Source organism: Aquirufa echingensis (assembly GCF_042714525.1).
GTDB lineage: Bacteria > Bacteroidota > Bacteroidia > Cytophagales > Spirosomataceae > Aquirufa > Aquirufa echingensis.
Genome location: NZ_JBBKYA010000002.1, coordinates 395,041 through 419,229 on the forward strand (window position 1 = coordinate 395,041; position 24,189 = coordinate 419,229).

26 protein-coding genes are annotated in these 24,189 nt (G+C 31.5%); all 26 read right to left on the bottom strand.

The features are described 5' to 3' along the window. Nucleotides 1–70 precede the first annotated feature (70 nt). A complete protein-coding gene (locus SKC38_RS04365; RefSeq protein WP_377975411.1) occupies nucleotides 71–967 on the bottom strand; it encodes an NAD-dependent epimerase/dehydratase family protein in 897 nt (298 codons plus the stop codon). After that, entirely contained in the window at nucleotides 967–2,142 is a 1,176-nt protein-coding gene (locus SKC38_RS04370; RefSeq protein ID WP_377975413.1) for a glycosyltransferase, read from the bottom strand. Before SKC38_RS04370 ends, SKC38_RS04365 begins: the two co-directional genes overlap by 1 nt. Nucleotides 2,143–2,151: 9 nt before the next feature. After that, complete coding sequence (locus SKC38_RS04375) at nucleotides 2,152–3,198, bottom strand: glycosyltransferase family 4 protein (RefSeq protein ID WP_377975415.1); 1,047 nt, start codon at nucleotides 3,196–3,198, stop codon at nucleotides 2,152–2,154. A gap of 33 nt (nucleotides 3,199–3,231) precedes the next feature. Beyond that, a complete protein-coding gene (locus tag SKC38_RS04380; RefSeq protein ID WP_377975416.1) occupies nucleotides 3,232–4,080 on the bottom strand; it encodes a hypothetical protein in 849 nt (282 codons plus the stop codon). Nucleotides 4,081–4,520: 440 nt separating this feature from the next. After that, nucleotides 4,521–5,465: a class I SAM-dependent methyltransferase gene (locus SKC38_RS04385; RefSeq protein ID WP_377975418.1), complete on the bottom strand. Its 945-nt coding sequence runs from the start codon at nucleotides 5,463–5,465 to the stop codon at nucleotides 4,521–4,523. A gap of 41 nt (nucleotides 5,466–5,506) precedes the next feature. Beyond that, nucleotides 5,507–6,388 (bottom strand): glycosyltransferase family 2 protein, encoded by an 882-nt coding sequence (locus SKC38_RS04390; RefSeq protein WP_377975420.1) that lies wholly within the window; start codon nucleotides 6,386–6,388, stop codon nucleotides 5,507–5,509. Next, nucleotides 6,379–6,834 (bottom strand): dTDP-4-dehydrorhamnose 3,5-epimerase family protein, encoded by a 456-nt coding sequence (locus tag SKC38_RS04395; RefSeq protein ID WP_377975422.1) that lies wholly within the window; start codon nucleotides 6,832–6,834, stop codon nucleotides 6,379–6,381. Before SKC38_RS04395 ends, SKC38_RS04390 begins: the two co-directional genes overlap by 10 nt. Then, on the bottom strand, nucleotides 6,827–7,927 hold the full coding sequence (rfbG, locus tag SKC38_RS04400; RefSeq protein WP_377975424.1) for a CDP-glucose 4,6-dehydratase: 1,101 nt from the start codon (nucleotides 7,925–7,927) through the stop codon (nucleotides 6,827–6,829). Before rfbG ends, SKC38_RS04395 begins: the two co-directional genes overlap by 8 nt. Nucleotides 7,928–7,930: 3 nt before the next feature. Next, nucleotides 7,931–8,704 (bottom strand): glucose-1-phosphate cytidylyltransferase, encoded by a 774-nt coding sequence (gene rfbF / locus SKC38_RS04405; protein WP_377975426.1) that lies wholly within the window; start codon nucleotides 8,702–8,704, stop codon nucleotides 7,931–7,933. Between the two features lies 1 nt (nucleotide 8,705). Further along, a complete protein-coding gene (locus tag SKC38_RS04410; RefSeq protein WP_377975428.1) occupies nucleotides 8,706–9,824 on the bottom strand; it encodes a DegT/DnrJ/EryC1/StrS family aminotransferase in 1,119 nt (372 codons plus the stop codon). 6 nt (nucleotides 9,825–9,830) lie between these two features. Then, nucleotides 9,831–11,084 carry a glycosyltransferase gene (locus SKC38_RS04415; RefSeq protein WP_377975429.1) on the bottom strand — a complete coding sequence of 418 codons (1,254 nt, stop codon included), beginning with the start codon at nucleotides 11,082–11,084 and terminating at the stop codon, nucleotides 9,831–9,833. Between the two features lie 7 nt (nucleotides 11,085–11,091). Continuing rightward, nucleotides 11,092–12,129 carry a hypothetical protein gene (locus SKC38_RS04420; RefSeq protein WP_377975431.1) on the bottom strand — a complete coding sequence of 346 codons (1,038 nt, stop codon included), beginning with the start codon at nucleotides 12,127–12,129 and terminating at the stop codon, nucleotides 11,092–11,094. Nucleotides 12,130–12,138: 9 nt separating this feature from the next. Next, complete coding sequence (locus SKC38_RS04425; protein ID WP_377975433.1) at nucleotides 12,139–13,128, bottom strand: class I SAM-dependent methyltransferase; 990 nt, start codon at nucleotides 13,126–13,128, stop codon at nucleotides 12,139–12,141. Between the two features lie 9 nt (nucleotides 13,129–13,137). Then, the gene (locus tag SKC38_RS04430; protein ID WP_377975435.1) at nucleotides 13,138–13,770 is read right to left on the bottom strand and encodes a cyclase family protein; all 633 of its coding nucleotides are present in this window, start codon (nucleotides 13,768–13,770) and stop codon (nucleotides 13,138–13,140) included. After that, nucleotides 13,770–14,861: an AroB-related putative sugar phosphate phospholyase (cyclizing) gene (locus SKC38_RS04435; protein ID WP_377975437.1), complete on the bottom strand. Its 1,092-nt coding sequence runs from the start codon at nucleotides 14,859–14,861 to the stop codon at nucleotides 13,770–13,772. Before SKC38_RS04435 ends, SKC38_RS04430 begins: the two co-directional genes overlap by 1 nt. Next, entirely contained in the window at nucleotides 14,839–15,588 is a 750-nt protein-coding gene (locus tag SKC38_RS04440) for an SDR family NAD(P)-dependent oxidoreductase (RefSeq protein ID WP_377975439.1), read from the bottom strand. The genes SKC38_RS04435 and SKC38_RS04440 overlap by 23 nt, the downstream gene beginning before the upstream one ends. 12 nt (nucleotides 15,589–15,600) lie before the next feature. After that, nucleotides 15,601–16,632: a Gfo/Idh/MocA family protein gene (locus tag SKC38_RS04445; protein ID WP_377975441.1), complete on the bottom strand. Its 1,032-nt coding sequence runs from the start codon at nucleotides 16,630–16,632 to the stop codon at nucleotides 15,601–15,603. A gap of 36 nt (nucleotides 16,633–16,668) precedes the next feature. Further along, nucleotides 16,669–17,592 (bottom strand): phosphoglycerate dehydrogenase, encoded by a 924-nt coding sequence (locus SKC38_RS04450; RefSeq protein ID WP_377975443.1) that lies wholly within the window; start codon nucleotides 17,590–17,592, stop codon nucleotides 16,669–16,671. Beyond that, nucleotides 17,589–18,362, bottom strand: a complete 774-nt coding sequence (gene kdsB / locus SKC38_RS04455; RefSeq protein WP_377975444.1) for a 3-deoxy-manno-octulosonate cytidylyltransferase — start codon at nucleotides 18,360–18,362, stop codon at nucleotides 17,589–17,591. Before kdsB ends, SKC38_RS04450 begins: the two co-directional genes overlap by 4 nt. A 4-nt stretch (nucleotides 18,363–18,366) precedes the next feature. Then, entirely contained in the window at nucleotides 18,367–19,101 is a 735-nt protein-coding gene (locus SKC38_RS04460; protein WP_377975446.1) for an HpcH/HpaI aldolase family protein, read from the bottom strand. 2 nt (nucleotides 19,102–19,103) lie between these two features. Then, on the bottom strand, nucleotides 19,104–19,604 hold the full coding sequence (locus SKC38_RS04465) for an acyltransferase (protein ID WP_377975448.1): 501 nt from the start codon (nucleotides 19,602–19,604) through the stop codon (nucleotides 19,104–19,106). Nucleotides 19,605–19,616: 12 nt separating this feature from the next. Continuing rightward, nucleotides 19,617–21,086 carry a lipopolysaccharide biosynthesis protein gene (locus SKC38_RS04470; protein WP_377975449.1) on the bottom strand — a complete coding sequence of 490 codons (1,470 nt, stop codon included), beginning with the start codon at nucleotides 21,084–21,086 and terminating at the stop codon, nucleotides 19,617–19,619. Further along, nucleotides 21,087–22,190 carry a DegT/DnrJ/EryC1/StrS family aminotransferase gene (locus tag SKC38_RS04475; RefSeq protein WP_377975451.1) on the bottom strand — a complete coding sequence of 368 codons (1,104 nt, stop codon included), beginning with the start codon at nucleotides 22,188–22,190 and terminating at the stop codon, nucleotides 21,087–21,089. It lies immediately after the preceding gene. Beyond that, nucleotides 22,187–23,392 (bottom strand): formyltransferase family protein, encoded by a 1,206-nt coding sequence (locus SKC38_RS04480; RefSeq protein ID WP_377975453.1) that lies wholly within the window; start codon nucleotides 23,390–23,392, stop codon nucleotides 22,187–22,189. The genes SKC38_RS04475 and SKC38_RS04480 overlap by 4 nt, the downstream gene beginning before the upstream one ends. Beyond that, nucleotides 23,382–23,795, bottom strand: coding sequence for a sugar 3,4-ketoisomerase (locus SKC38_RS04485; protein WP_377975455.1), 414 nt, complete (start codon nucleotides 23,793–23,795; stop codon nucleotides 23,382–23,384). Before SKC38_RS04485 ends, SKC38_RS04480 begins: the two co-directional genes overlap by 11 nt. Further along, nucleotides 23,796–24,188 (bottom strand): sugar 3,4-ketoisomerase, encoded by a 393-nt coding sequence (locus SKC38_RS04490; RefSeq protein ID WP_377975456.1) that lies wholly within the window; start codon nucleotides 24,186–24,188, stop codon nucleotides 23,796–23,798. Between the last annotated feature and the right edge of the window lies 1 nt (nucleotide 24,189).

Here is a 24,189-nt window from a genome sequence, read left to right on the forward strand (position 1 = left end):
AAAATGAGTAAATCTAGAAAGTTGAAAGGGGGGCTGGGGCTAAATCGCCTGGGGAGGGGGGAAATAAGATTTACTGAGCTTTCGATTGAAAACTCTGCAAAGTTGACCGTAGTCCTTCTTTTGCCGCGACTGGTAATTCCTTGCCTAAAGCTTGAATTAGCTTGGCGTTAGATACGACATAACTTTCAGTCAACTTTTGAAGGCGTTCCGAATTTAATGGAAGATGAAACAAGTCGCCTAAGTTGGCCACCAGTTTAATTAGGGGTTTGGAAACATGCCAAAGACTTACCCGCTTACCCATCGATTCACCAATCAACTCAATTACTTGATTCGTTGAAAGAGCTTCATCATCTGACATATTGTAAATCCCAGAAGGAATATCTTCACGCTCTAGCAATTCTTTGATAACGAAGCATATGTTTTCGACACTACAAAATGAACGTTTATTTTCAAATGCTGCCAAAGGCCATGGAAGTCCTTTTTTAATGACTTGATATAGCAAATTAAGATTCCCTTTATTACCAGGTCCATGGATCATGCACGGCCTTAAAATATAGACTCGCTTGCCAACAGGAATTTGTTTTGAATTAATATAAAATTCTGCTAGCAATTTACTTTTACCATAATGCGTTTGAGGATTAGGTTCAGCTTGCTCAGTCAAAATTTCGTTAGTACTGTCGGCGACAGCCTTCACAGAACTAATTGTGATGAAGACTTCTGCATCTGATGAAAGGAAGGCATCAAAAAGGCGATTGCTAAAATCTGTATTAACTTGGTAATAGCTACTAGAATCAGCAACAGATTTTAAGTCGTGCGCTAGTCCAGTGAGGTTGATTACGCCTTGGGATCTACTAATTGAGATTTCACTTCGTTTCAGTAAATCGAATCGATTAGGAGTTAAATAATGAATCAAATTTTTACCTAAGAACCCTGAAGAACCTGAAATGGTAATTGATTTCTCTTTCATTAATTCTGTTCGTGGAAACTTTTGTAGTCTTGAAGACTTTCGTTAATAAAATTTTGTCTTGAATACTTAAAGCGATCTTTCAATGCATTATTCTTTAATAGACTATTAAGAGATTTATCATTCACAATAGCTTCAATTTGATTGACAAATTCATTCACTTCCACACTAGGATTATTATCGGGAACTATAAGTTTACCATTATAATCATTTACTACTATTTCATTACTTCCTCTTGTGTCGAAAGTAATTACAGGTACTCCCATGGCTAACGATTCTATTATACAAACAGGAAGACCTTCTTTCTTACTTGGAAACAAGAATAAATCAGTAAGTGCTAAATAATTATGGACATCGGATATAAATCCCACATTTATAATATCAGAACTTGTTTCAAGGAAAACATTCTCATCAGGAGTTAAACCTGTTGAGTGAATTAAATCCTCACCTCCAATTAAAATTAATTTGTATTTTCCGGGGTACTTTAATATTAGCTTTTTGAAAATTCGGATAACTAAATCGAATCCTTTAAATGAAACAAACCTTCCAGTATATGTTATTATTGTATGAGTGTCAGAAATTGAGTGAGCGTTTTGAAAATTCTCAATAAAAGCCTGTCCACTTTTAAATGGGTCAAATTTTTCAATATTGCAACCTACACCTAAACTTTTGAGTTTAACGACCTTCGATTTCAAAAAGCTAAATGAATCCACAAGATTAAAATCAACTGAATTTAATACAAATATTTTATCAGACTTAATGAAACAAAACATTTCAACAATAGAAAAAATCAAGCTTTTCATACCTGCAGTTGAATTCATTCCTAAACCGTGAAATGTTGACCAATAAGTAACTTTGGAAGATTTAAAAAGCAAAGTCGGGAAGGCAGATGTTGTAAAATGAATATGTACTAAATCAGGGTTCACTCTGTTTATAATTTTCCTTATTTTATATGATGCATTAACAAGCTTTATAAAACTAAATCCACGCGGAATATCTACAAAATGAAAAAACACGTTTTGTTTAAATGAATAATTGTTACCCCCTACATTAATTACCTTATCTTTTGAGCAAATCACATGCAACTCATTTTCCGTATTTTCGGAAAATGATAAAGCGAGCTCAATTAGGAAATTATTAAAACTACCTAAATCAGTAATTACAAATAGTAACTTCATGGATTTGCATTATTTCTTCTGATTTAAAATACTTTCAATTGTATTTCTCATTGACTCTTGATAAGACAGCTTATCTGAAAAGCTTTGAAATGCTGATTGGGATAATTTATCATAAAGTACAGGGTCACCAATTGCTAACTTAATTTTAGCGATAAAATCATTAATACCATTTTCTGTACCTTGATGTAAATGGATAGCGGAAATCATATCCTGAGAATAATTGGCAATTTCCCCACAAGGAGTAACCAAGCAAACTAAGCCATTTTGCATGGCTTGTACAACACTCATCGCCATCCCTTCTACTGCGCTTGTTTGAAGATAAAAATTGTAATTTTTCATTAAATCATTAATCTCATTTGGCGCGACTATCCCCTTAAATGAAACATTATTATGTATATCTAATTCATTTATTTTCATTTGCAACTCATCCATATTCATCTCAATCGGACCAAAAATATCAAACGAAACAGAATATCCTTCTTTTTTAAGGCCTGAAATAACTCGAAAAGCTAATTCTAAATTTTTCTGTTTTGCAATTCTGCCAATGTAAATAAATGAAACTTCTTCTAAACTTATTGACTTTGCAGTTTTAGAAAAGCCTCCATTTGAAAGCAGATATGATATGACAAAACTTGGCTTTGAGGAATATTTTACTAAAAAATCCTTTGTAGATTGGGAATCCGCAAAAACATAATCACATTTTACTGAACCAATTTTATTGAAAAAATGATCAAGAAAATGAAAGAATTTGGTATTGTGAACAAAGTGTACCCATGTAATCTTTTCTTTAAAAATCAGCTTGAGTGGCAATCCAACTAGCACCGATAACCAAAGCGAAGTAATCAATATATCAGGAGTTTTTATAAAAATGCTTTTAATTGCATTTAAAACTCCTTTAATTCTGCCAAAGAGTGAATTTTGGGTTTCATAATTAAAAATATAAGCAAGTTTAAAGTCAAAAAAATCATCTAGATAGTTTAATGACGATAATGCAGCCAATTCTACGCCTCCAATCTTGTGTGTAGGTAAAACATGAAGAACTTTAATTTCTTTCAAGCTATATTTTATTAATTATGGTTAAAAATCACTTCAATTAAAGACTTCATTCATTTTGCCTTTGAAAGAGTATTGTGCAAAATCTTCATGGTTATATTTCGATTGTAAACCAATAGCAAAAAAAAGGGTTAAAATATCGCTTATTACCCTGGTAAAAATTGTGTCCAACTTAAAATTTGCAATAAATACAATCAAAAATATACAGCCGATAGTGTATTTTTTAAAAGTAGGCTTTAATCTGTAAGTAGATTTAAAAAAATAATAAAAATACAAGCAAATGGTTATGATTAGATAAATTACACCTCCTCCATATAATGGAATCTGAAAACCATCATCCACATTCAAATTATAATCATTAGTCATGTATTTACCATTTCCTAATAACCATGTTGACGTTTTAAGCGGCAGCATATAACTTTCTATAGATGCATCAGTACTTAACGTGTTGAAAGATTTACTTTCTGAATAATTCAAAAATATTTCAAATGAATGCGTAAAGGTATCTTCCGGGAGCATATTTATGATATAGGTAATTAAACTTATTCCAATGCCAATAAATAGAATAATTCCAGATAGTGCTTTCTTACTTTTAAACCCCCGCATAAAAAAAGTTACAAAAGGGACAATTGCCAACAACAATGCAGTTCTAGACGTAACAATCAAAGAAAGCGTTAAAAAACTAAAAAGAATGACAAACATAAGCCTATTGATTCTCCTATTAAAATAAATTAAACATTGAAGTGCAATAAGACTTAATATACCTGCATGTGGATAACCTGACATTAATCCCGGTTTTCTAAAGGGTGCGTCAACTTCTTCATTAAATGAAGATGGAAGCATAAAGCCCGAAATGCTAAAATAATTATGCCCTACTAATTGCATTGCAATAATTATACAATTAATCAAAGCTGCAATTATAATCACTTTAAAAACATGTTCAACTTTAAGTTGAAGCCTATCTATTATTATTAGTATAAGAGATAATAATACAATTTGCCTACACGGTTTTAAAATAAACTGAAAGTCTATTCTACCGAAAAAGATATATGATGTAAGAGTGAATGTCAATAAGATTAACCAAACAACTAATATAAAGTAATAATTGGGGGGGAAACTGTGAATCTTTCTCGATTTAATCATCGAAAAACAACACAACAAAAATAAAGTTAAAATTGAAAAATCAATTCCACTTATTTTAGGTGCTATTATAGAACAGGCCAAAAATGTATGAAGTAAATTACTACTTCTACTTCGCTGTATTGTCATTTATTCACTTAAATAAAAAACAAAATCAATAATTCTAACAAAAAATAAACACAAAGTCATTGAGCCCCTTTATAATCTTGAAGATACTCCCAAGGCTGCAATTCAATAATATTATCTTGTTTGATACCTATAAAATAACTGCCGCACGCTCCATCAATATTATATTTTTCTGGAATCAATTTCTCAAGCCACCGAATCCAAATAAATATGGCTTTGAAGAATTTCCCAATAAGCACACTTCTAAATAGACCTCTAAAAAAATATTCAATTGACCATAACAGGGAAACTCCAGCGCCACCAATAACTCCTGTTTCAGTCGCTAAGAACTTTTTGAATAAAATTCGATGTCCTAAAACTGAATAACGCGTAAAATCGTATGCTCCTTCATGTACACCTTGTAAAAAGGGGGTTTCTGCATATATAACACCGTCACTTTTTAAAACACGATAACATTCATCAACAACTTCCGTTGGATTAAACACATGTTCCAGAACTGCTTGAATTATTATTAAATCAATCGAATTTGATTTCAATGGGATGGAATGCGCATCTGCTATAAAATCAACATTTATTGAATTATATACATCAAAAGAGATTATTGAGTCTTTATAATTTGAATAAAATTCATCGAGGCCTTCTCCTATTGTACCTCCTCCAATAATCAATATCCTTAAGGTATGATCAAGCTTGACAACTGATAACGCTTTTTGAAAGTTACATTTGGAGATATTGGGAGAACCGTTCAAAACCCTTCTTAGTGCTTTTCTTACAGTATTAGAAGTTTGATTTCTCTGAACAAGTTCTAAATTAACATCTTCAGAAATCGAACTAGATTTCAGAATTGATTTATTAAAATCAACCAAAACAAATTTGTTTTGGAATTTAGAGAAAGGCAATTTATGATGTCGACATGTCTCATTTGAACAAAAGGCATTATCATTATTAATTTTCAAATCATACTTGCAATTTGGACAGGCAAGTAAATTATGTAATTTTTCCATTCTAAATTCTTAGCGAAAGATTGTATACAAATCCAATTTCATTATTTTGAAAAGCTGGCTTTGGAGTAACGAAATATTAATATTAATAACTCAGAAAACGAACCAAATTTCCAAAAATACAAAATAGATACCTTGTTAATTTTCAACCTTTTAATTGAAAAGAGGAAATACAATGAGGACCAAAATCTCAATCCCTCAATAGCTCGTTTATCTGGCAAAAATGACATTAAAATTTCAATTGACTCAGTATAACAAAGGTCTTTTTGGAACGCGGAAAGGTTATTTGCATGGATTCTGTATTTCGAAACGAGACCATCTACTGCAACAGCATTAAATTGATGAGAAATTTTAACAAATAAATCATAATCTTCTGCTTGTCGAAAGAATGAATTAATCCCACCGACTTTCCAATACCGATCAATTCTAACTAGTGCAGAACTGACAGGAATAAAATTATCTTTTGCAAGCTCGCCAAAAATATCCCCATTAGGTAAATTATTCTTTGTCAAAATATGGTAAGTCAAACCATTATCTGAAAAGTTAAGTACTTGCCCATATACCAATGCCAATTTTTCATCTTTGGAATCATTAATTAACTCAACCTGATTTTCAAGTTTGCTACTTATCCAAATATCATCACAATCTAAAAATCCCAGCCAACTGCCTTTCGCATTTATTGCGGCGAGATTCCTCGCCTCACCCAAAGGTGTATGTGAGGGTGCATAAAAATACTTTAGGCGCGCATCCTTATAACTTTTAAATATTGAAGCACTTTCATCTGTTGATTGATTATCCCAAAAGATTAATTCCCAATTAGAGTAGGATTGGTTAATTACAGAATCAATTGCCTCACGAAGAAATTCAGAACTATTATAGCAGTTCATGATTACGCTCACAAATGGAGCTCCGTCTTCTATTTCCACAAATAGTTTATTTTTTTAGTTTCTAATGGCAATACTTCAGACTCATTGGGGTCATGAGGTGTATCAATTATATTTGCCAATAATGCAAAACTTTCTGAAATACACTTGAAGCTGTACCATAATCCAGGCGGAATACTTAAGCGTACATAATTATCAAGTTCATCTAAAATGATTTCATTAAAATGTCCATTAGTTGGAGAGTTTTCACGATTATCAAAAATAACTATTTTTACCGCTCCAACAGGTACGCAAAAATGCTGATGAACAAGGTTATGTTTTTTCCACCCTTTGATAATACCAGGATTAACTTTAGAATAATAGGCTTCTCCAAAGCCTTTAAATGTGGAATCACTTGATTTTAAATAATGAAATACTGCTCCACGTTCATCAACGATTTGCTTTAGTGGAAACTTTTCTAAACCCGAAATCATCATTTCCTTACTCATCAATCGCCCATTTAATCCCTTTCTTTTTAGCTTTCTCTGTATACAGACCAATTTGATTTTGGGTAAATTCAAATATAGCTTTCTCTTCAAAATAAAAATGCGAATACCACTTCATGGTAAAATCAATCGTTTCATTGAAATCCATTACCGGATACCAAGCCAGATGTATATTTGCTTTATCACATGAAAGCTTCAATAAATTGGCCTCTTTTTTTTCATCGCTAATTTGTTTGTTTTGCCAACCAGGTGAATCTGCCCACAAAATTTTCATTTCGTCAATTAACTCACCAACATTTTTATTGACATTTGAATCTGGACCAAAGTTATAGGCTTGATTTTTATGAGTTGAATGCTCTTCATATAATTCTGCACCAACACATAAATAGCCACTTAAAGGCTCCAAAACATGTTGCCAAGGTCTTGTACTATTTGGATTTCGAATCTCAACAGATTTATTATGAGACCATGACCTAACAATATCTGGCACAATTCGATCTTTTGCCCAATCCCCCCCACCTATAACATTTCCTGCTCTAGTTGTACAAACATTGGGATAACCATTGGTGAAAAATGATTTCATATAGGACTTAGCTACCAGCTCAGCAGCTCCTTTTGAGCCACTATATGGGTCCTCACCTCCTAATTTGTCATCTTCACGATATCCATAAACCCATTCTACATTATCATAACATTTATCACTTGTAATAATTACACCTACTTTAATTACGTCATTTAATTGTCGAATAACGTCTAAAACATTTAACGTTCCAAGCATATTTACTTCAAACGTCTCCTTAGGGTTTTCATATGAATACCGAACTAATGGTTGTGCCGCCAAATGAAATATAAATTCGGGTTTAAACTCTTCGCAAACACGAAGTAAGTGTGCATAATCCCGTATATCCCCTAAAAAGTGTTGAATTCTATTTTCTAAACCCAACTCTTCGAAGTGAGATGGTGTAGTTGGGATGCTAATTGAATATCCTGCAACCTCTGCCCCTAAATTCAATAACCAAGTAGTTAGCCATGATCCTTTAAAACCTGTATGACCAGTAACTAAAACCCGTTTATTCTTATAAATATTTTTAAACATATCTTACCATTTTTGCCATGGGGCCTTATTGGTTGCCCATAACTCATTTAAATTATCTCTATCGCGAATCGTATCCATACAATGCCAAAAACCATCATGTTTATAGGCAACAAGTTCATTGTCTTTTGCTAAATTTTCAAGTGGCTCTCTTTCTAAAATAGTTGACTCATCTTTTAAATAATTAAAGACATCGTAATTAAAGACAAAGTACCCTCCATTTATCCACCCCTCTCCTAATTGTGGCTTTTCCTTAAATTCAGAGATAGCACCAGCTTGAGTCATTTCAATTGAACCAAAACGAGCTGGTGGACGAACAGCGGTTAATGTCGCAATTTTTCCATGTGATTTATGAAAAGCAACTAGTTTATTTATATCAATATCAGCTACTCCGTCTCCATATGTCAGCATAAAGGTGTCTCCAGGCTTAAAAAGCCTTTTTAAATTATACAACCTACCGCCAGTTAGACTTGTTAATCCTGTCTCATGTAACGCAACTGTCCAATCTTCAGAGGAATCGTTCTCAAACTTCACATTTCCTGATTTCAAATTCACAATTAAGTCACTTTTATGAAGCTTGTAGTTTAAAAAGAAGTTTTTAATTACATCGCCTTTATAACCTAGAGCAACCACAAAATCAGAAAATCCATGGCTAGAATAAGTCTTCATAATATGCCATAAAATAGGCATTCCTCCAATTTCAACCATAGGTTTAGGCTTAACAACGGTCTCTTCACTGAGTCGTGTCCCAAGTCCACCAGCTAATAATATTGTTTTCATTCTAGTGCAGTAAATTGTTAATAAGTTCACAAATCTTTTCAACTTCTGAAAAAGTAATTTCAGGGTGAAGCGGTAATGTGAGAAGTTGAGAATATACCATTTCAGTAACAGGCAGTGAAGTTTTCCCTCCACCGTAATAACTTAGTAAATGATTCGGTTTATAGTGAATACCAGTTGGTATACCAGCCTTTTCCAGTTCAAATTTTAAAAAATCCCTTTCCCCATTCAACACTCTTATCGGCATTATATGTGGAACGATATCAACATCATTTTCAACTGTTTGGAATTTCACGTATTTGTTGGAGTTTAATAACTCAAAATACTTTTTAGCAAGAGCTTTTCGTTTGGGGGCAAATTCTAATTCAAATTTTGACAATTGAACTCTACCGATAGCCGCAAAAATATTACTCATATGATATCGATACCCTTGCCTATACACATCAAAATCCCAACTTCTCTGACCAACATATCTTTTATCTGAATCTTTCTCTATTGCTAACAACCGAGAATCCTTAACGATTGACAAAACATTCGTATCACTTGTAATAATTGCCCCGCCCTCACCAGAGGTTATATTTTTTATCCCATCAAATGAGAAACAAACTATATCGCCAATAGAGCCTATTTTCTTTTGATCTTTCGAGCAACCAAATGCATGTGCCGCATCTTCAATAACTCGCAAACCATGCAAATTAGCAAAGGAATATAATTCAATTAGGCAAGCGGGATTACTTGCATAATGAACACACATGATTGCCTTTGTTTTAGATGAAATTCGATTTACAGCATCCTTTAAATCAATTGAAAGTGTCTCCTCATTGACTTCACATGAAATAGGAACTACACCAGCAGCTGAAATTGCCTGAAAAGAGGACAAAAAAGTTAAAGATGGGACCAATATTTCTTCTCCTGGTTTTAATATAGAGTCAACAGCCAAATGAAGCGCTGCAGTTCCTGAGTTTACACAGACAACATTTGATGAAGGGATTTTTAAATAATTAGCAATGTCCTCTTCAAATTTTCCGACTTCCGCACCCATTCCTAAATATCCATCCTCCAATAGAACTCTAGTAACAGCTTCGGCCTCTAAGTGATTAAGTACTGATTTTGATAACCTCATCCTATTTTAAGATTTTAATCCTCTAACTAAATTATAAATTTCCAACAATTTAGGCTTCTCAAAAAAATCAGCTCTCAACTTTGAATAAGTGAGTGTTGTATTGTCAATTTTTTCCAAAAAAGTATCTTTCACTTTTTCCAAATGGTGATTTGACATAAAATAGGTTAATACATCATTTGAAACAGTCTCATAATTTTGGAAAATATTAACCAATAAATCATTCAATGAAGTGTTATTTTGAATAAAATCTTTATTTGAAATAAAGTGCCCTAAGTCGTATTCTTCAGTATCTTGAAGCATTCTAAAGACATAATCATCATTAACCTTTTTCAATATTGGATCTAACAAAATTGTAGGTATACCTAATTTTGCTCCTTCCAATGCAGAAGTCCCCATGGCAAATAAAATATCCACATCCTTCAAAAAATTATCGATTTGTTTATGTGGTAAGTAACCATGGTAAACAATTTCAATTGAATCGCATTTTGAAACCTCTCTCTTAATGTAGGATTCCATTGGACCTGACCCTACGATATGAAATTGAAATTTTCTATCTTCAAAATTTGATGCAATTTTATTCAGACACTGGATTGCATAAATTAGGATATGGCTTTTGAAATCACAAAGTCGACCTATCCAACCAAATTTGATACTTTCATTGAGTTGTGTTTTACCTTTATAATTTACTTCCTTGCTTACAAAGTCTGCTGGCACAGGAAGAAATTGCCTATTTGTAATGTTCAAATACAAATACTTCTCTGTAAGCTCTAAATTAGACTTATCCATAAAATAAAGCCCATTATTGGATAAAAGGACTTCTACAAACTGCTTAAGCTTGCGAAGTAATTTAGGATAAAGCTTAGCGACAATTTTATAAAAATCAAAATTGCTCATTACCAAATCTCTTAATATAGGTAATGGCAAAAGAGATGGAATAAGATTATGAGGATGTAAATTCCAAAAAAATAATCGTTGATCAGGTTTAATTATAAGTTCTTTGGGCCAATAATATGGTACAAGAGATTGCATAATCAATACACTACCATAAGGTGGAGAAACAGGCTCATTAACCTCAAACTTTACTTTATTAATGTTCGGCAAATCAATCAAATTTCGCCACATTGACCCGTTTTCAAAATCTATTACTGAAACTTGAATATCAGGATTGGAAGCAGCAATAGCATTAGCCAATCGATAAAATAAAACAGGAACACCAGAATCCTCATAATAAGGGAAAAAAAAACAAATAGACTCTTTCATGAATTAACTATAATTGATAGCAATATTCCGCTAATTCTTTTTCAATTTTGGCAATTTCAGGCAAATCACGATATTTTTTCCAAATACCTATATTTAACTTTGAATCATCTTGATTAAAAAATACCTTACTTTTTTTATTAAAATTGGTTATACCTAAAAAAGAAAATATTATAGTTTTAGAAACTTCATGATTTAAAACAAAATCTTCATAACGAATTCTTAATAACCTGTCATGAGAAATATTTTCAACGTTACCTTTAATGGTTTTATATCGCAAAATAAATTCATCTACGTCATTTGATCCTACAATCATTTTTTTTAATTCAAAAAAGTTATTTTCAATTTCAAACTCTGGAATGAACCCTATTGCGCTATTTAATAAACTTGCATAAATGTCTCTAGGATCTCGATCAACTACAATTGAGTAGGAGTTTTCAACCATATTTAAACATACACTTGGATTAAAAGGGTCAAATGCATTATTCAATACGATATTTGAAGCATTGTTGTCACAAACATTATTAAATAATTTATGAACATAATTTGATGTTTTTATCAAAAAATCATTTCTATTCGTGTATAAAACAGTTTGAGTGGATAATTTATTAAATAATTTACTTTTGACTTTTCCCAATAATAAAACGAATGATGATTGATATAGTCTAGCATATGGCCAAAAAGTATCTTGTTTAAACAAAATAATATCATTAATATATTCTAATGATAGCGAAATGAAAGAATTTCCAAAAAAATTATTGTAACCATGACCAGAAGATCGCCACATTGTTGAAATTCTACTATAGTTCTGAATTTCTCCGATCCTTTTAACTAACTTTTCAAATGCATGTATACTTTCATTGGATCGAATTAAATTCCAGTTATGGTAAATAGAATAATATAAATCAACTAGCCCACCTCGAACTCTAAATAGTTCAAATTCAACATTAATGGGAAATGAAAAAAAAACTTCATGATCCGCTAAAAATTCAGAAACAGCAGACTTTCCTGAATGACCAAAACCCGAAACGTCTACAATTTTCTTCATATTTAAATATTAAGGCTTAAAACAAGTTACCATCATATGAGAACTTAATCCAAGTTCCACAATTTTATCTTGTACCAAATTCATCTCTTCTTCATCTAGATATGTAATTAAATTTCGCCAATATGGATCATCAATGAATTCAATATTTTTACTTATAATATCCATATCTAATTTACCAGGCGTTAAAGCACTTATTACTTTGAATCCATTTTTCAGTAATAGATTAGTAACAGACTTAGGATTAAAAAAATTCAAATGATGTGGAGGAGATAGGGCCTTAGAATTTTCTCCAAGTAATTGAATATCAATCCCCATTCCACTTAAAGTGGTAAATACAAAAACATCATCTGAATTCATATTTTGAAAAACAGTTTGCAGAAAAAAGTTTGGGTCGTGTAAGTGCTCAAAAAGCTCAAAGCTTACAAAGCATTTTCTTCCATTTGGCAAATCCCCAAATACTATTTCCTCCATAAATTTTTCAACAACAGCAAGGCCTTTATTTCTACATATTTCAGCTAAATGAACAGATGGCTCAATAACAATCGCATCAATATCCATTATGGTTTTAATTTCTTCATCAAAAACACCATATCCTCCGCCTATATCAATAATATATTTGAATTTATTCGAATTCTCTAATGACAAAATCGTATCCTTAACCATTTGAGCTTTAGGTTTCCAAAGCTTTTCTCTTCGTGCTTTTTCAGTTACTCTATAAAATGTTGTAGCCCAAAATTTTGTAGAAGGGGCATCTTTGTAATAGGCATTAAATGAAACCATTTCAGGGCGTGGGCTGACATAGATAGTTTTACAATCAGGACATAGCTTATAATTGAAACCATACTTTGTAACCCAATCATTTCCTTTTCCTTCACATGATGGACAATCGATTTCAACTTTCACAGCATTTGAAAAATAGGTTATTGTATCTTCGGCAGTGAGCTTTAGATACTCATTAAAAACGACTTCTGGTCTAATTTCTTCCTCAGTTACTTTCATATAAAATGGTTAAAAGGCGATAACATTACAAGGTACCCCGTCTGCAGCATTAATTTGCAAAGGTGACACAATCACCGTCTTAGGGATTTTATTGACATTCTCAAGGTTCATGTCTTCCAACACTAAAATATCATTATTAATTAAAAAATTGATATGCGCCAATTTCCCCTCTTCTCTATCTAATTTACTTGTAAGAGATATAAGGTCAAATCCAAAAATTCTAAGCTTGGAGAATTTGTTTTTAAAGATAGTTGCAAATCGTGATGGTATAACAGGTTGGCTTGACCAATATATCTCATCATTCCTATAGGCTCCATATCCAGTCTTCAATATCAAAATTTCAATATCTGAGGGAAGGACATCAAGGTTGGCCTCCACCAGGTCAATTGTACAATTTAAAAAACCTATCTTATCAAAAATCCAGAATGACGGCGGGTAGTCATTACATTTTTTCCCATCATTGGAAAAATGATATGGGAAATCTATATGGGTACCAATATGAGCAGGAAATTTTAAAAGGAGATTATTTGAGGTATCCCCCTTATCAATGGAACGAATTTGTTCTATATTAATTTCACCACTAGCTCCACCATAAATGGGTGTTGCAGAATCAATAAAATGTGATAGATAAACTGGTTGCATTATACTAATTTATACAAATCTGAATAGGCAAGTATAGTATGACGTAACCATTCATCATTATCGATAAATATTTTTTCAATTTTTCCCGGCCCTTTAGTCAAAATACATCCTATTTTATTTGCCTTATTTTTCTTATCCTTTGACAATGCAATCAAGTAATCAGATATATTCTCACTTGTAAATTCAAAAGATGGAATGTTCTTTATTAAAATAGAGTGCATCCTTTCAAATTGAAATAAATCTAAAATTCCAAGTTGCAAAGAAATATAATTAGCTAAATCCATGCCTAATGTTACAGCTTGACCATGTGGAATTTCGTAATTTATAATAGTTTCTAGAGCATGGCCAAAAGTATGCCCATAATTAAAAATATGCCTAATTGAGTGATCAAATTCATCTATTTCAATTATTTCTTTTTTAATCCTTAAGCTGTTTTTTATAAAATATTCAAGTTTTGATCTATCCAGTAAAAGTTCGTTAATTTGACTTGTTATTTCATCAGCAAGTTCAATTCCTTCCGAAAAAAAATAATGTAACATTTCACCAATTCCTGACCTGATTTCGGATTCAGTTAAAGTTTGCAAAAAACCTTTGTAAATATAAATAGTGGCTGGGGGATTAAAAGTTCCTAACAAATTCTTAAAACTATCGAAATTAATAGAGCTTTTACTTCCTATACAGCTATCACATTGTGCTAATAAAGTAGTTGGTATAAATTCCCATTTTACCCCTCTAAAAAGAATTGTAGAAATAAATGCAACAATGTCCTGAGTTATTCCTCCCCCAATAGCCAACAATCGATCATCTTTTCGAACATCTAATTTTACTAATTCTCTTATAATTTCCTGACAATAATTAATTGATTTATTTTGTTCACTACTTTCAATTGTTACAAACCTTGCTGATGGCAAAACCAATTCAAAACTTTTGCTAAAAAGCAGAAGTATTTTTTTATCAATAATGAATATAATATTGGGGTTTTCTGCTATTGAAAGCAACTTCCCATTTAAATTGTCGATAAATTCAACTGAATAGTTTCCAACAATTTTAGAAGTTATATTAAAATTATTACACATTTGTATATCCTCCATCAACTACAATATTTTGACCTGTTAGGTAATGATTCAAGTTGCTTAATAGAAAAACAACCACGTTTGAAATATCTTTAGTTTCAGCCATCCTTTTAATAGGAATAATCTCAGATAGAGTAGCCATTTCTGTTTTTGTCAAATTTTTCTTGGTAAGGTCAGTTAAAACAAAGCCTGGCGAAACCGTGTTTACCAAAACATTATACCTTGCTAAATCATTTGAACAGCCAACTGTTAATCCATGAATACCGAATTTTGTAGCAGAATAAACCGACCTTTTTTCCTTGCTGATAACCCCAAATATAGACGATATGTTAACAATTCGACCATATCCATTTTGAATCATAATAGGAGAAATTGCATTTAACAATAAAAATGGGGACGTCAAATTAACATTCAACATATCATCCCAATCTGAAACCTGGGCATTTTGAATCGGATTTAAGCGATTAATACCTGCATTATTTACAAGCCCGTCTATTCTATTATATTTTTTTACCTCTTTAAGAAATTGATTAACACTCTCAGGTTTAAGAAAATCAACGGCAAAGTATATTTTTTTTTTGCTACCTTTCTCAGCTGCCTCATTTAATGTTTTTACTTCTTTTGGGTTTGTACCCGTAATCAAAACAGTAGCACCTAAAGAATACAAATCATCAGCAACTTGCTTTCCTATACCTCTAGTTCCTCCAGTGATTAAAATAATCTTATTTCTAAAATCGAATTGCATACAGTTTACAAATTATGGCTTGGGTATATTATATTTTACTCTCCATTCCTCATCACTGAAATAAATTTCAAATACAAGCTTCATAGTTTCTAGAGCATCAGAACTATTCCCAGACTGAATTTTGGAGTCGTTCAAAATAGCATCAGCAAATTCAAAGATTTCATCTTTCCAAGAATTGTCCTGCAAAAACTTTATTGTTTTTGATTCCATTTGTCCATTATCAGACCTCTCATCCCTTTTACCGAAAATAATTGTCTCTTCTCCATAGCTTTTTGAACCAGATAAAATTCCAGAAAGTTCTATATATCCTTGAGACAAAGAAATTTCTAAACTGAATTTATGCTGCCATTGTGTTGCAGAAGAATTTAGCATTGCAACACGACCAAATTTATCTTTTAATAATACGTATGCATTGTCTTCTACATCATGATTCCAATAATCATTAGATACATAACTTTTTACATCAATAAATTCACCACAAAACAACCGCATCAAATCTAACATATGAATACCTTGATCCAAAAGAATCCCTCCTCCCGCAAGTTCTCGTTTCGATCTCCATCCACCTGAGAAAGGTATAACACGACTTTTGCCATATACTCCTCTTAGATTTACAATTGTCCCCAGTTCTCCAGATTTTATTATCTGTATAGTTTTTCTAATACTGTCATGATACCTGTGATTAAAGCCATATTTCAACTTCAATTTAGGATTTGCTTTTTCAACAACAATTACATTTTCAATATCTTTTACACTCATTCCAGGGGGCTTTTCACAAAAAACATGTAATCCCCTTTTTAATCCCGACATTGTAACCTCTGCTGCTACATTATTTGTTAAACAAACGAATAATATATCTAAATCAGTAGAAAGCAATTCTTGAGTATTCGAAAAATATTCTATGCCATTTTGGGAATAATTCGACTCAGTAAAATTTTGATCGCAAACTGCAACAACCTTAAGATTTGGATGCTGATCAATATAAATATGTCTACGACGACCAACAATACCATAACCAGCAATTCCAACTTTAAACTTTTTCATTAATTCAATCTTTATAAGATTTACTAATTATAAATATTAATTGTAAGAATTTTTAAATTTTAAAAGGTGTTCTATTGCTGAGTTACCCATAGCTAATACCGCCTCTAATGCATTACCACCCGTATGGGGGGTCGTAATTAAATTCTCCAACCTAAGTAATTCTAAATCTTGGGGAGGTTCTGTTTCATATACATCCAATGCAGCTCCTGCGATAATACCTTGTTCAAGGGCAATTTTCAAGTCTAATTCATTTATAATCCCTCCCCTGGCAGTATTAATTAAAAAAGCGGTTCTTTTCATTTTCTTTAATGCCTCTAAGTCAATTAAATTATTAGTTTCAGTTGTAAGTGGAGTATGAAGCGTAATAAAATCAGATTCCTTAAATAAAGTTTCCTTATCAACAAATGTTAAGTTGGAACCATCTAATTCTTTGTTTTCTACTATGTCATTAAGTAAGAAATTACATTGAAATCCACTCAGAAGTGAAATAAGTTCTTTACCAATATTTCCAACTCCAATAATTCCAATAGTTTTACCGGTCAAATGACTCCCTCCATTTTTATTCCAAATTCCTGATTTTAGTTGATTAGAAGTACTGTAAAGATTCCTGCACAAAGCAAGCATGAATCCTAGGGTCATTTCAGCAACGGATCTTTTGTTCACCCCTCCAGTCCATCCAACAGAAACATTTCTTGCATAACACGCTTCTAAATTTATATTATCTAATCCAACCCCGTATTTAGCAATTATTTTTAAATTTGGAAGTCTATCCAGCAATTCAGGAGTTATTTTTTCGAGTCCTACAATTATAGCATCGGCATCTTTATAAAAACTAGCCAATTCACTCTCCGGAATTCGCACACCTTTCTCATTTATTTCAACATCTTGAAAATGTCTTTTCAACTCTTTCACTAAAAGCTGATTTGTAGAAAATGCTACAGTAGATACCTTAACTTTCATAAATTAGATTTATATTTTTGAAATAGCGAATCCTTTTTCATTTTAGCAATTACTACTGCCAAATCTTCAATAGTATCTACCGAGTCAGCCTCGAATTCCGTTATACTCATTTGAATAGAAACTTGATTTTCAAGAAAGCGATTCATATCAACAGATTCAATAATTTCCAGCCTTGTGGGCGGCAAATTAATAAATTCTAGAATTGCCTCTCTTGTAAATGCAATTAAACCTAACTGCCTGAAATAGTCAATTGTATTATTATATTTGGATGGAGAAGGAATTGCCTCTCTAGATAAATAAAGTGCTTCCCCTTGATTATTTGTAACTACTTTTACAAAATTTGGATTTCTTGCTTCATCCAAATCTTTTAGTTTTGACATTAAATTTGAAACTTGGATATTACCACTCAAAAGTGGCTTGACTGATTCATTTATCATTTCAGGGAAAACTAATGGTTCATCCCCTTGAATCATAACCACAATATCAAATTTTTGATTAGTCTCTTTTTCAATGGTAATTAACGCTTCTGCTGACCTTTCTGTAGCTCTCTCATGTACATTTGAAGTCATAACCGCTTTCCCTCCAATTTGGCTTATGTAATCAAAAATCACTTCATCACAAGTAGCTACATACAAATCATCCAATACCTCGGACAACCTACTTCTTATGAAACAATGACCAATCATTGGCATTCCTTCTATTAATGCCATTGGTTTATTTGGAAAACGAGAAGCAGCCATTCTAGCTGGAATTATACCGAGTACCTTCATAGAATTATTTTTTTAACATCTTTAATTGATTTCTAACCATTGTCCCTAAAAAAATCGCATCAAATCCAAAGGCGATAAAGTTGTAACCATTTTGGATTTTTTCTTCGACTAATTTATAGTCCGGCTGAACAACGTGAAAGCCAATTAATTTGGAATATTTTTTTGCAGTTTCCTCATATTTTTTAATGGCATCTTTTACCTCAGGCTCATCCCATTCTCCTGGTTTTCCCATAGAACCCGATAAATCATATGGCCCAATAAACGACCCGTCAACTCCTTCGGTTTGAATTATAGCATCCAACTCATTAATTGCATCAATATGTTCTATTTGAACAATTAATTTTATCTCCTTCGATTTAATATCTCGGTAATTTTCAAAACCAAAGCCATAAGATTGAGCTCGAGCGAGCCCAACACCTCTCTTGCCTAAAGGAGGATACTTGATTGATTCGACGGCTTTTTGCGCGTCTAGAGCCGAATTTACTAATGGAACAATAATGCCATCTGCACCAGCGTCTAATACTCTCTTGATAATTAATGAATTATTTTCTCCAACTCTAACAAAAGCCTTTATGCCTTTACTCTGAATTGCAAGGATAAGTTGTTGAGTTTCGGCAAAATCAGTTACAGTGTGTTCTAAATCTATGCAAAGCCAGTCAAAACCCGAATCTGCCATTATTTCTGCTACACTATAATTACTTAAAGTCAACCAAGAACCAATTGATGTTTCAATATTCATTTCTAAAATGTTAATTTTTTTACGGTTTTTGCAGGAACACCTCCGACCATTAAATAAGAATCGACATCTTTTGTTACCACAGCTCCAGCTCCAATGACTGCAAAATCACCAATTTTAACTGGTCCAATAATTATTGCCCCACTACCTATGTAACAATTATCTCCTATCACTATATCCCTACCACTCAAAGGTACTTGATGTAAATCTTCAATATTTTCAACATTAGACAGATAGTTGTGTTTTCCAGTCAGTACCATCACATTTTCTCCAAAAACAGTATTGGAACCAATTGATATTTGTCCAGAACGAGTATTGAAATAAACAGATTTAGGTATATTATTAGATATGTCTTTTACACTATCCTTGAACAATAATTGGTTTTGACCAATTGCCAATCTAGGGTAGTAAAGTACTAAATCTGCTTCTTCAGCAATAAATCTTATTAGTGGCTTGATAAATCGTATTAAATGTCTTGCAAATTTTAAAAATATTAATTTTATCATTTGTGCTATTAATTAAAAGTATTTAACCCACATTCTAAATTTTCCACCTACATATATTCGCTCATTTTCATTTAACCAATATTTGTACAAATAATATAAACTAATTAAGCCAATTAGAGATTTCAAAATGATATTATTGAATCCTAAATAGCTAATCAGGCCAAAAACAATTGGTGGATATATCAAAGCTACAACTACCCTGTAGGGTTCAATTTTAATTCTAAAATAACTATTTGATATAAAGTAAATTAATAAAGATGTAGTTATATATGTAACTAATGTAACGTAAGCTGCAGCTAAGTATCCATATAGAGGGATAAGCCAATAATTCAAAATGACATTTATACATATACCGAAAATAGAAATAAGTATATAGAAGTAAACTTTTTTGTGCAGATAAATACCAAAATCAACGATGTTTTGATAACCATAAAAAAATAAAGAGAACATTATAATTGGAAAAACATCATACGCAGCCGTGTAGCTTTTATTTTTAAATATAAGTTGTAAAATATCTGGACCAAATAAAATAGAGAATACAACAATCATTACACCTACTATAGTATAGTATGAAACCACTTTACTTGAAAAATCATTTAATTGCTTTGAAGCCAAATTCTGCATCCTCATTGGGCCCCAAACCAAGTTTAACGGCATAATTAATAACACATTCATAATAGATCCTAGTCGGTATCCTAAAGAATATATTCCAACATCATTTAGATTTAATAAATCTTTAATTATCAATCTATCTACCCATTCTAGAACATAAAATAGCAAGCCAGCCAATGAGGATTGAATGCCAAAATTTAAAACAACTTTAATAAGTTTAACATCAACTTTCTTGGTCAACAAATTTATTCTAGTAAACAGGATAACAGAAAAGCAAATAATATTAGAAAAAAGCGAACTGTATATAGGTGCCAATAAGCCCAAGTTTAATTTAGATAATAAAAAATAAGTTGAAATGAAATTTAATAGAACACCTAATATAATAATGAGAAAAAAATGAAAAGATTTTTTCTCATATCTTAGAAGCAAGGTCATTAAATTTAAAAGAAAACTAAATGCTGTTGCAATTAAAATAAATAAAATAGGCTTTGAATAAACAATAGACCGAAAAAGATATAAAGAGAGGCTATTTGATATTACAAATCCAGTAGAAATTAGCATTCCAGCTCCAAATGTTGTTACAATCAGAGCTGAAGTAATAATTTTTTTTCTGAATAAATCTGAATCTTCATCAAAATAAAATCGCCCCAAAGCAGAAGATGCACCTAGGTAAAAGATAGAACTAGTAAGTGAACTTAAAAGTAATAATATACTATAAACCCCAAATATCTCAGGAGTAAAGTAATTCGTTAGTAAGGGTAACATAATGAACCCAAGTACATTTTGTAACGAAGATGTCAAACCATAAACTATACCATGTTTAAACAATTCTTCGATTTTATGTTTTATGTAACTAGGATTATTACTCATTTAGTTTGAGTATTTATTTATGACATCAATTACATGATCAACTTGATACATACTCATAACAGGACTTATTGGTAAACTTAATACTTCATTATGTATCTTTTCGGAAATAGGAAATGTCATTTTTGACATTTCAGAATAAGCTTGTTGCCGATGTGGAGGAATAGGATAATGTATTACAGTTTGAATACCGTTTTGATTCAAATAATCTTGAAGATGATCTCTATTAGATGTTCGAATAACAAACACATGCCATACATGTTTGTTTGCTTTTGCTTGAACAGGCAATGTTATCAATGGATTCTTTATCTCGTTTAAATAACGATTTGCAATCTCACTTCTACTCTGATTTGAATTATCCAAATCTTTCAATTTTACAGTTAAAAACGCAGCTTGAATATCATCTAATCTACTGTTAAATCCTTTATATATATTTTCATATTTCTTATGAGAACCATAATTCCTCAAAGCCAAAACAACATTAGCTAGATCATCATTATTAGTTGTTATTGCCCCTCCGTCGCCCAAAGCACCCAAATTTTTCCCTGGGTAAAAACTATGACCTGAAGCATCGGCTATTCCGCCCGAGATTAAATCGTGATGTCTTGCACCTTGAGATTGAGCAGCATCTTCAATTACTTTCAAAGAATGTTTTTTTGCAATTCTAATTATTTCTGTAAAATCTGGCGTTTGTCCATATAGGCTTACAGCTAAAACCCCTCTAGTTTTTGATGTAATATTTTCCTCAATCAAAGCAACATCAATTGTGTATGTTGCAAGATCGGGCTCTACTAAAATTGGAACTAAATTATTATCTGAAATAGCAAGAATACTAGCAATATAAGTGTTTGAAGGCACAATTATTTCATCTCCATTTTCCAATACCCCCAACTCCTTATACGCACGAAGAATCAACTTAAGAGCATCTAACCCATTTGCAACTCCTATACAATGTTTACTTTGGCAATATTTCGCATATTCTTTTTCAAATTTTACTAAATTTTGCCCTAATATATACCATCCTTCGTTTAAAATTTGATTTAAAACATCTTTAAAAGATGACTCATATTGTAAATTAATCTTTTTTAAATCTAAAAATGGTATCATTTTCTGATGCTCAATAGTTCACAAAAAAAAGTTTCATCATATAACTTAGCATAATGGAAAATATCTAAATTTTTATTATCAACTAAGTATAAATTTGCTCCTTTTTCGATTAAATAATTCATAATTGATTTATCTCCTGAATTAAAGGCATAAGTCATTGCATACATTATAACACTGGTACCTTTATAATTCTGAGAGTTAATATCTACGATTTTATTGTCAATAATCCACTTTACGAGTTTAAATTTTCCATTAAAAGATGCAATAATTAAGATATCCCAACCATTTTCGTCTTTTAAAGTAATATCAAATCCTAAATTTTGAATGATTATAACCTTATTTATTTCTCCATTCTTAGCAGCTGTAAGAACTTCATCTAAGAGATCCTTTAGCAACTTGATGTCATAGTCAATAGTTGAAACAATTAGAGAATCAAAATCATTTCTTAAAATAGTCCCTGGCTTTGACATTGATTTTGAATCAAGTGTAATCGCTTTATAAATTAAGTATCCATAAACCATGGGCAATTGATATTCTCTGAACGAAAAAGCTCTAATTTGATTTAAAATTTGATCTGCGGTACTGTTTAAATCAATTTTCAAATTATTAAAATCAATTGATTTTTTTGAAAAATATGAACTATTTAATGTCGGTTGTCTTTTGGTATTAAAACTATTGTTCAACAAATTATCGATATTTTCAATTACCAAATTTTTGCCTTGAGATAAATATTCAACATATAAATCTCTACAATTAAAATCCTTATTAATTGAAAATGATTTTTGTGCAATAATATCACCTGTATCTATTCCATTGTCTATTAAATGCAATGTAACTCCTGTCTCTTGCATATTATGAAGTATTGGTAAAGCTGAGGTAAACATCCCTTTATACGCTGGCAGGTAAGAAAAATGAATATTGAATAGATTTTTAGTTTTAAATTTTTTAACATCAATTAACTTATCAAATTCTAATGAAATAAAATATAGATTTTCTATTTCATAAATATTTTCAAGTTTTACTATTTCGATACTTTTATCTTTACAATGTTTAGCAAATGATAACTGCCAATTATTTTTAAAATTATCTGTTCGGTTAATACATGCAATGATTCTGCAATTAGAATATTTATTTAAAACATAATCAAGAATATGAATTGCTATTGAATTTTTACCTGCTATACATATTACCTTATTTGACATAATTAATATATTTTGAATAATCCCTGATATAATCAAGTTCTTCATACACATTGGAAGCCATAACTAAGCAAATTGCTCCACTCGAAAAATTATTTTCAGATGCCCAAATTCCCGGAGGAATATGTAAGCCTACATTAGGTTTATTTAATTGAACAATTCTCTGATCATATCCATCATCTAACAATACCTCAAATGAACCACTTGTAGCAACCAAGAACTGATGACACTCAATATGTGCATGAGCACCTCTTGAAGCTCCACCAGGAATATCATATAGAAAAAATACTCTTTTTATTTTAAAAGGGATTTCAATTTCGTTATTAATAGCTGTTATACTTCCTTGCCTATCGCCCGATTGTGGCAATTTAATTAATCTGCAATCTTCAACTGACAATTTATTCATTTACAACCTTAGATAATCATTTATATCTCTCACATAATCATTAGGATCATATAGAGAACTTGAAAGATGTAATGCTAGTGAATTAGTCGAAAAATTCTCCATTTGTCTCCAAGTTGAAGGAGGAAGATATAATCCAAAATAAGATCTATTCAATGAAAACGTTGACTTTTCACCACTTTCATTAAAAACAACTACATCAAAACTCCCACTCAATGCGATAATAACTTCATGTTGAGTCTTAAAAGAATGCCCGCCACGTTTTTCTCCACCTGGAACATCATAAGTCCAAAATACCCTTTCTATTTGAAAAGGAATTTGTTCAGGATTCTGCAAAAATGTTAAATTACCTCTCGGATCAACAATCTTAGGAAATTGAATCAGTCTATAACTCATA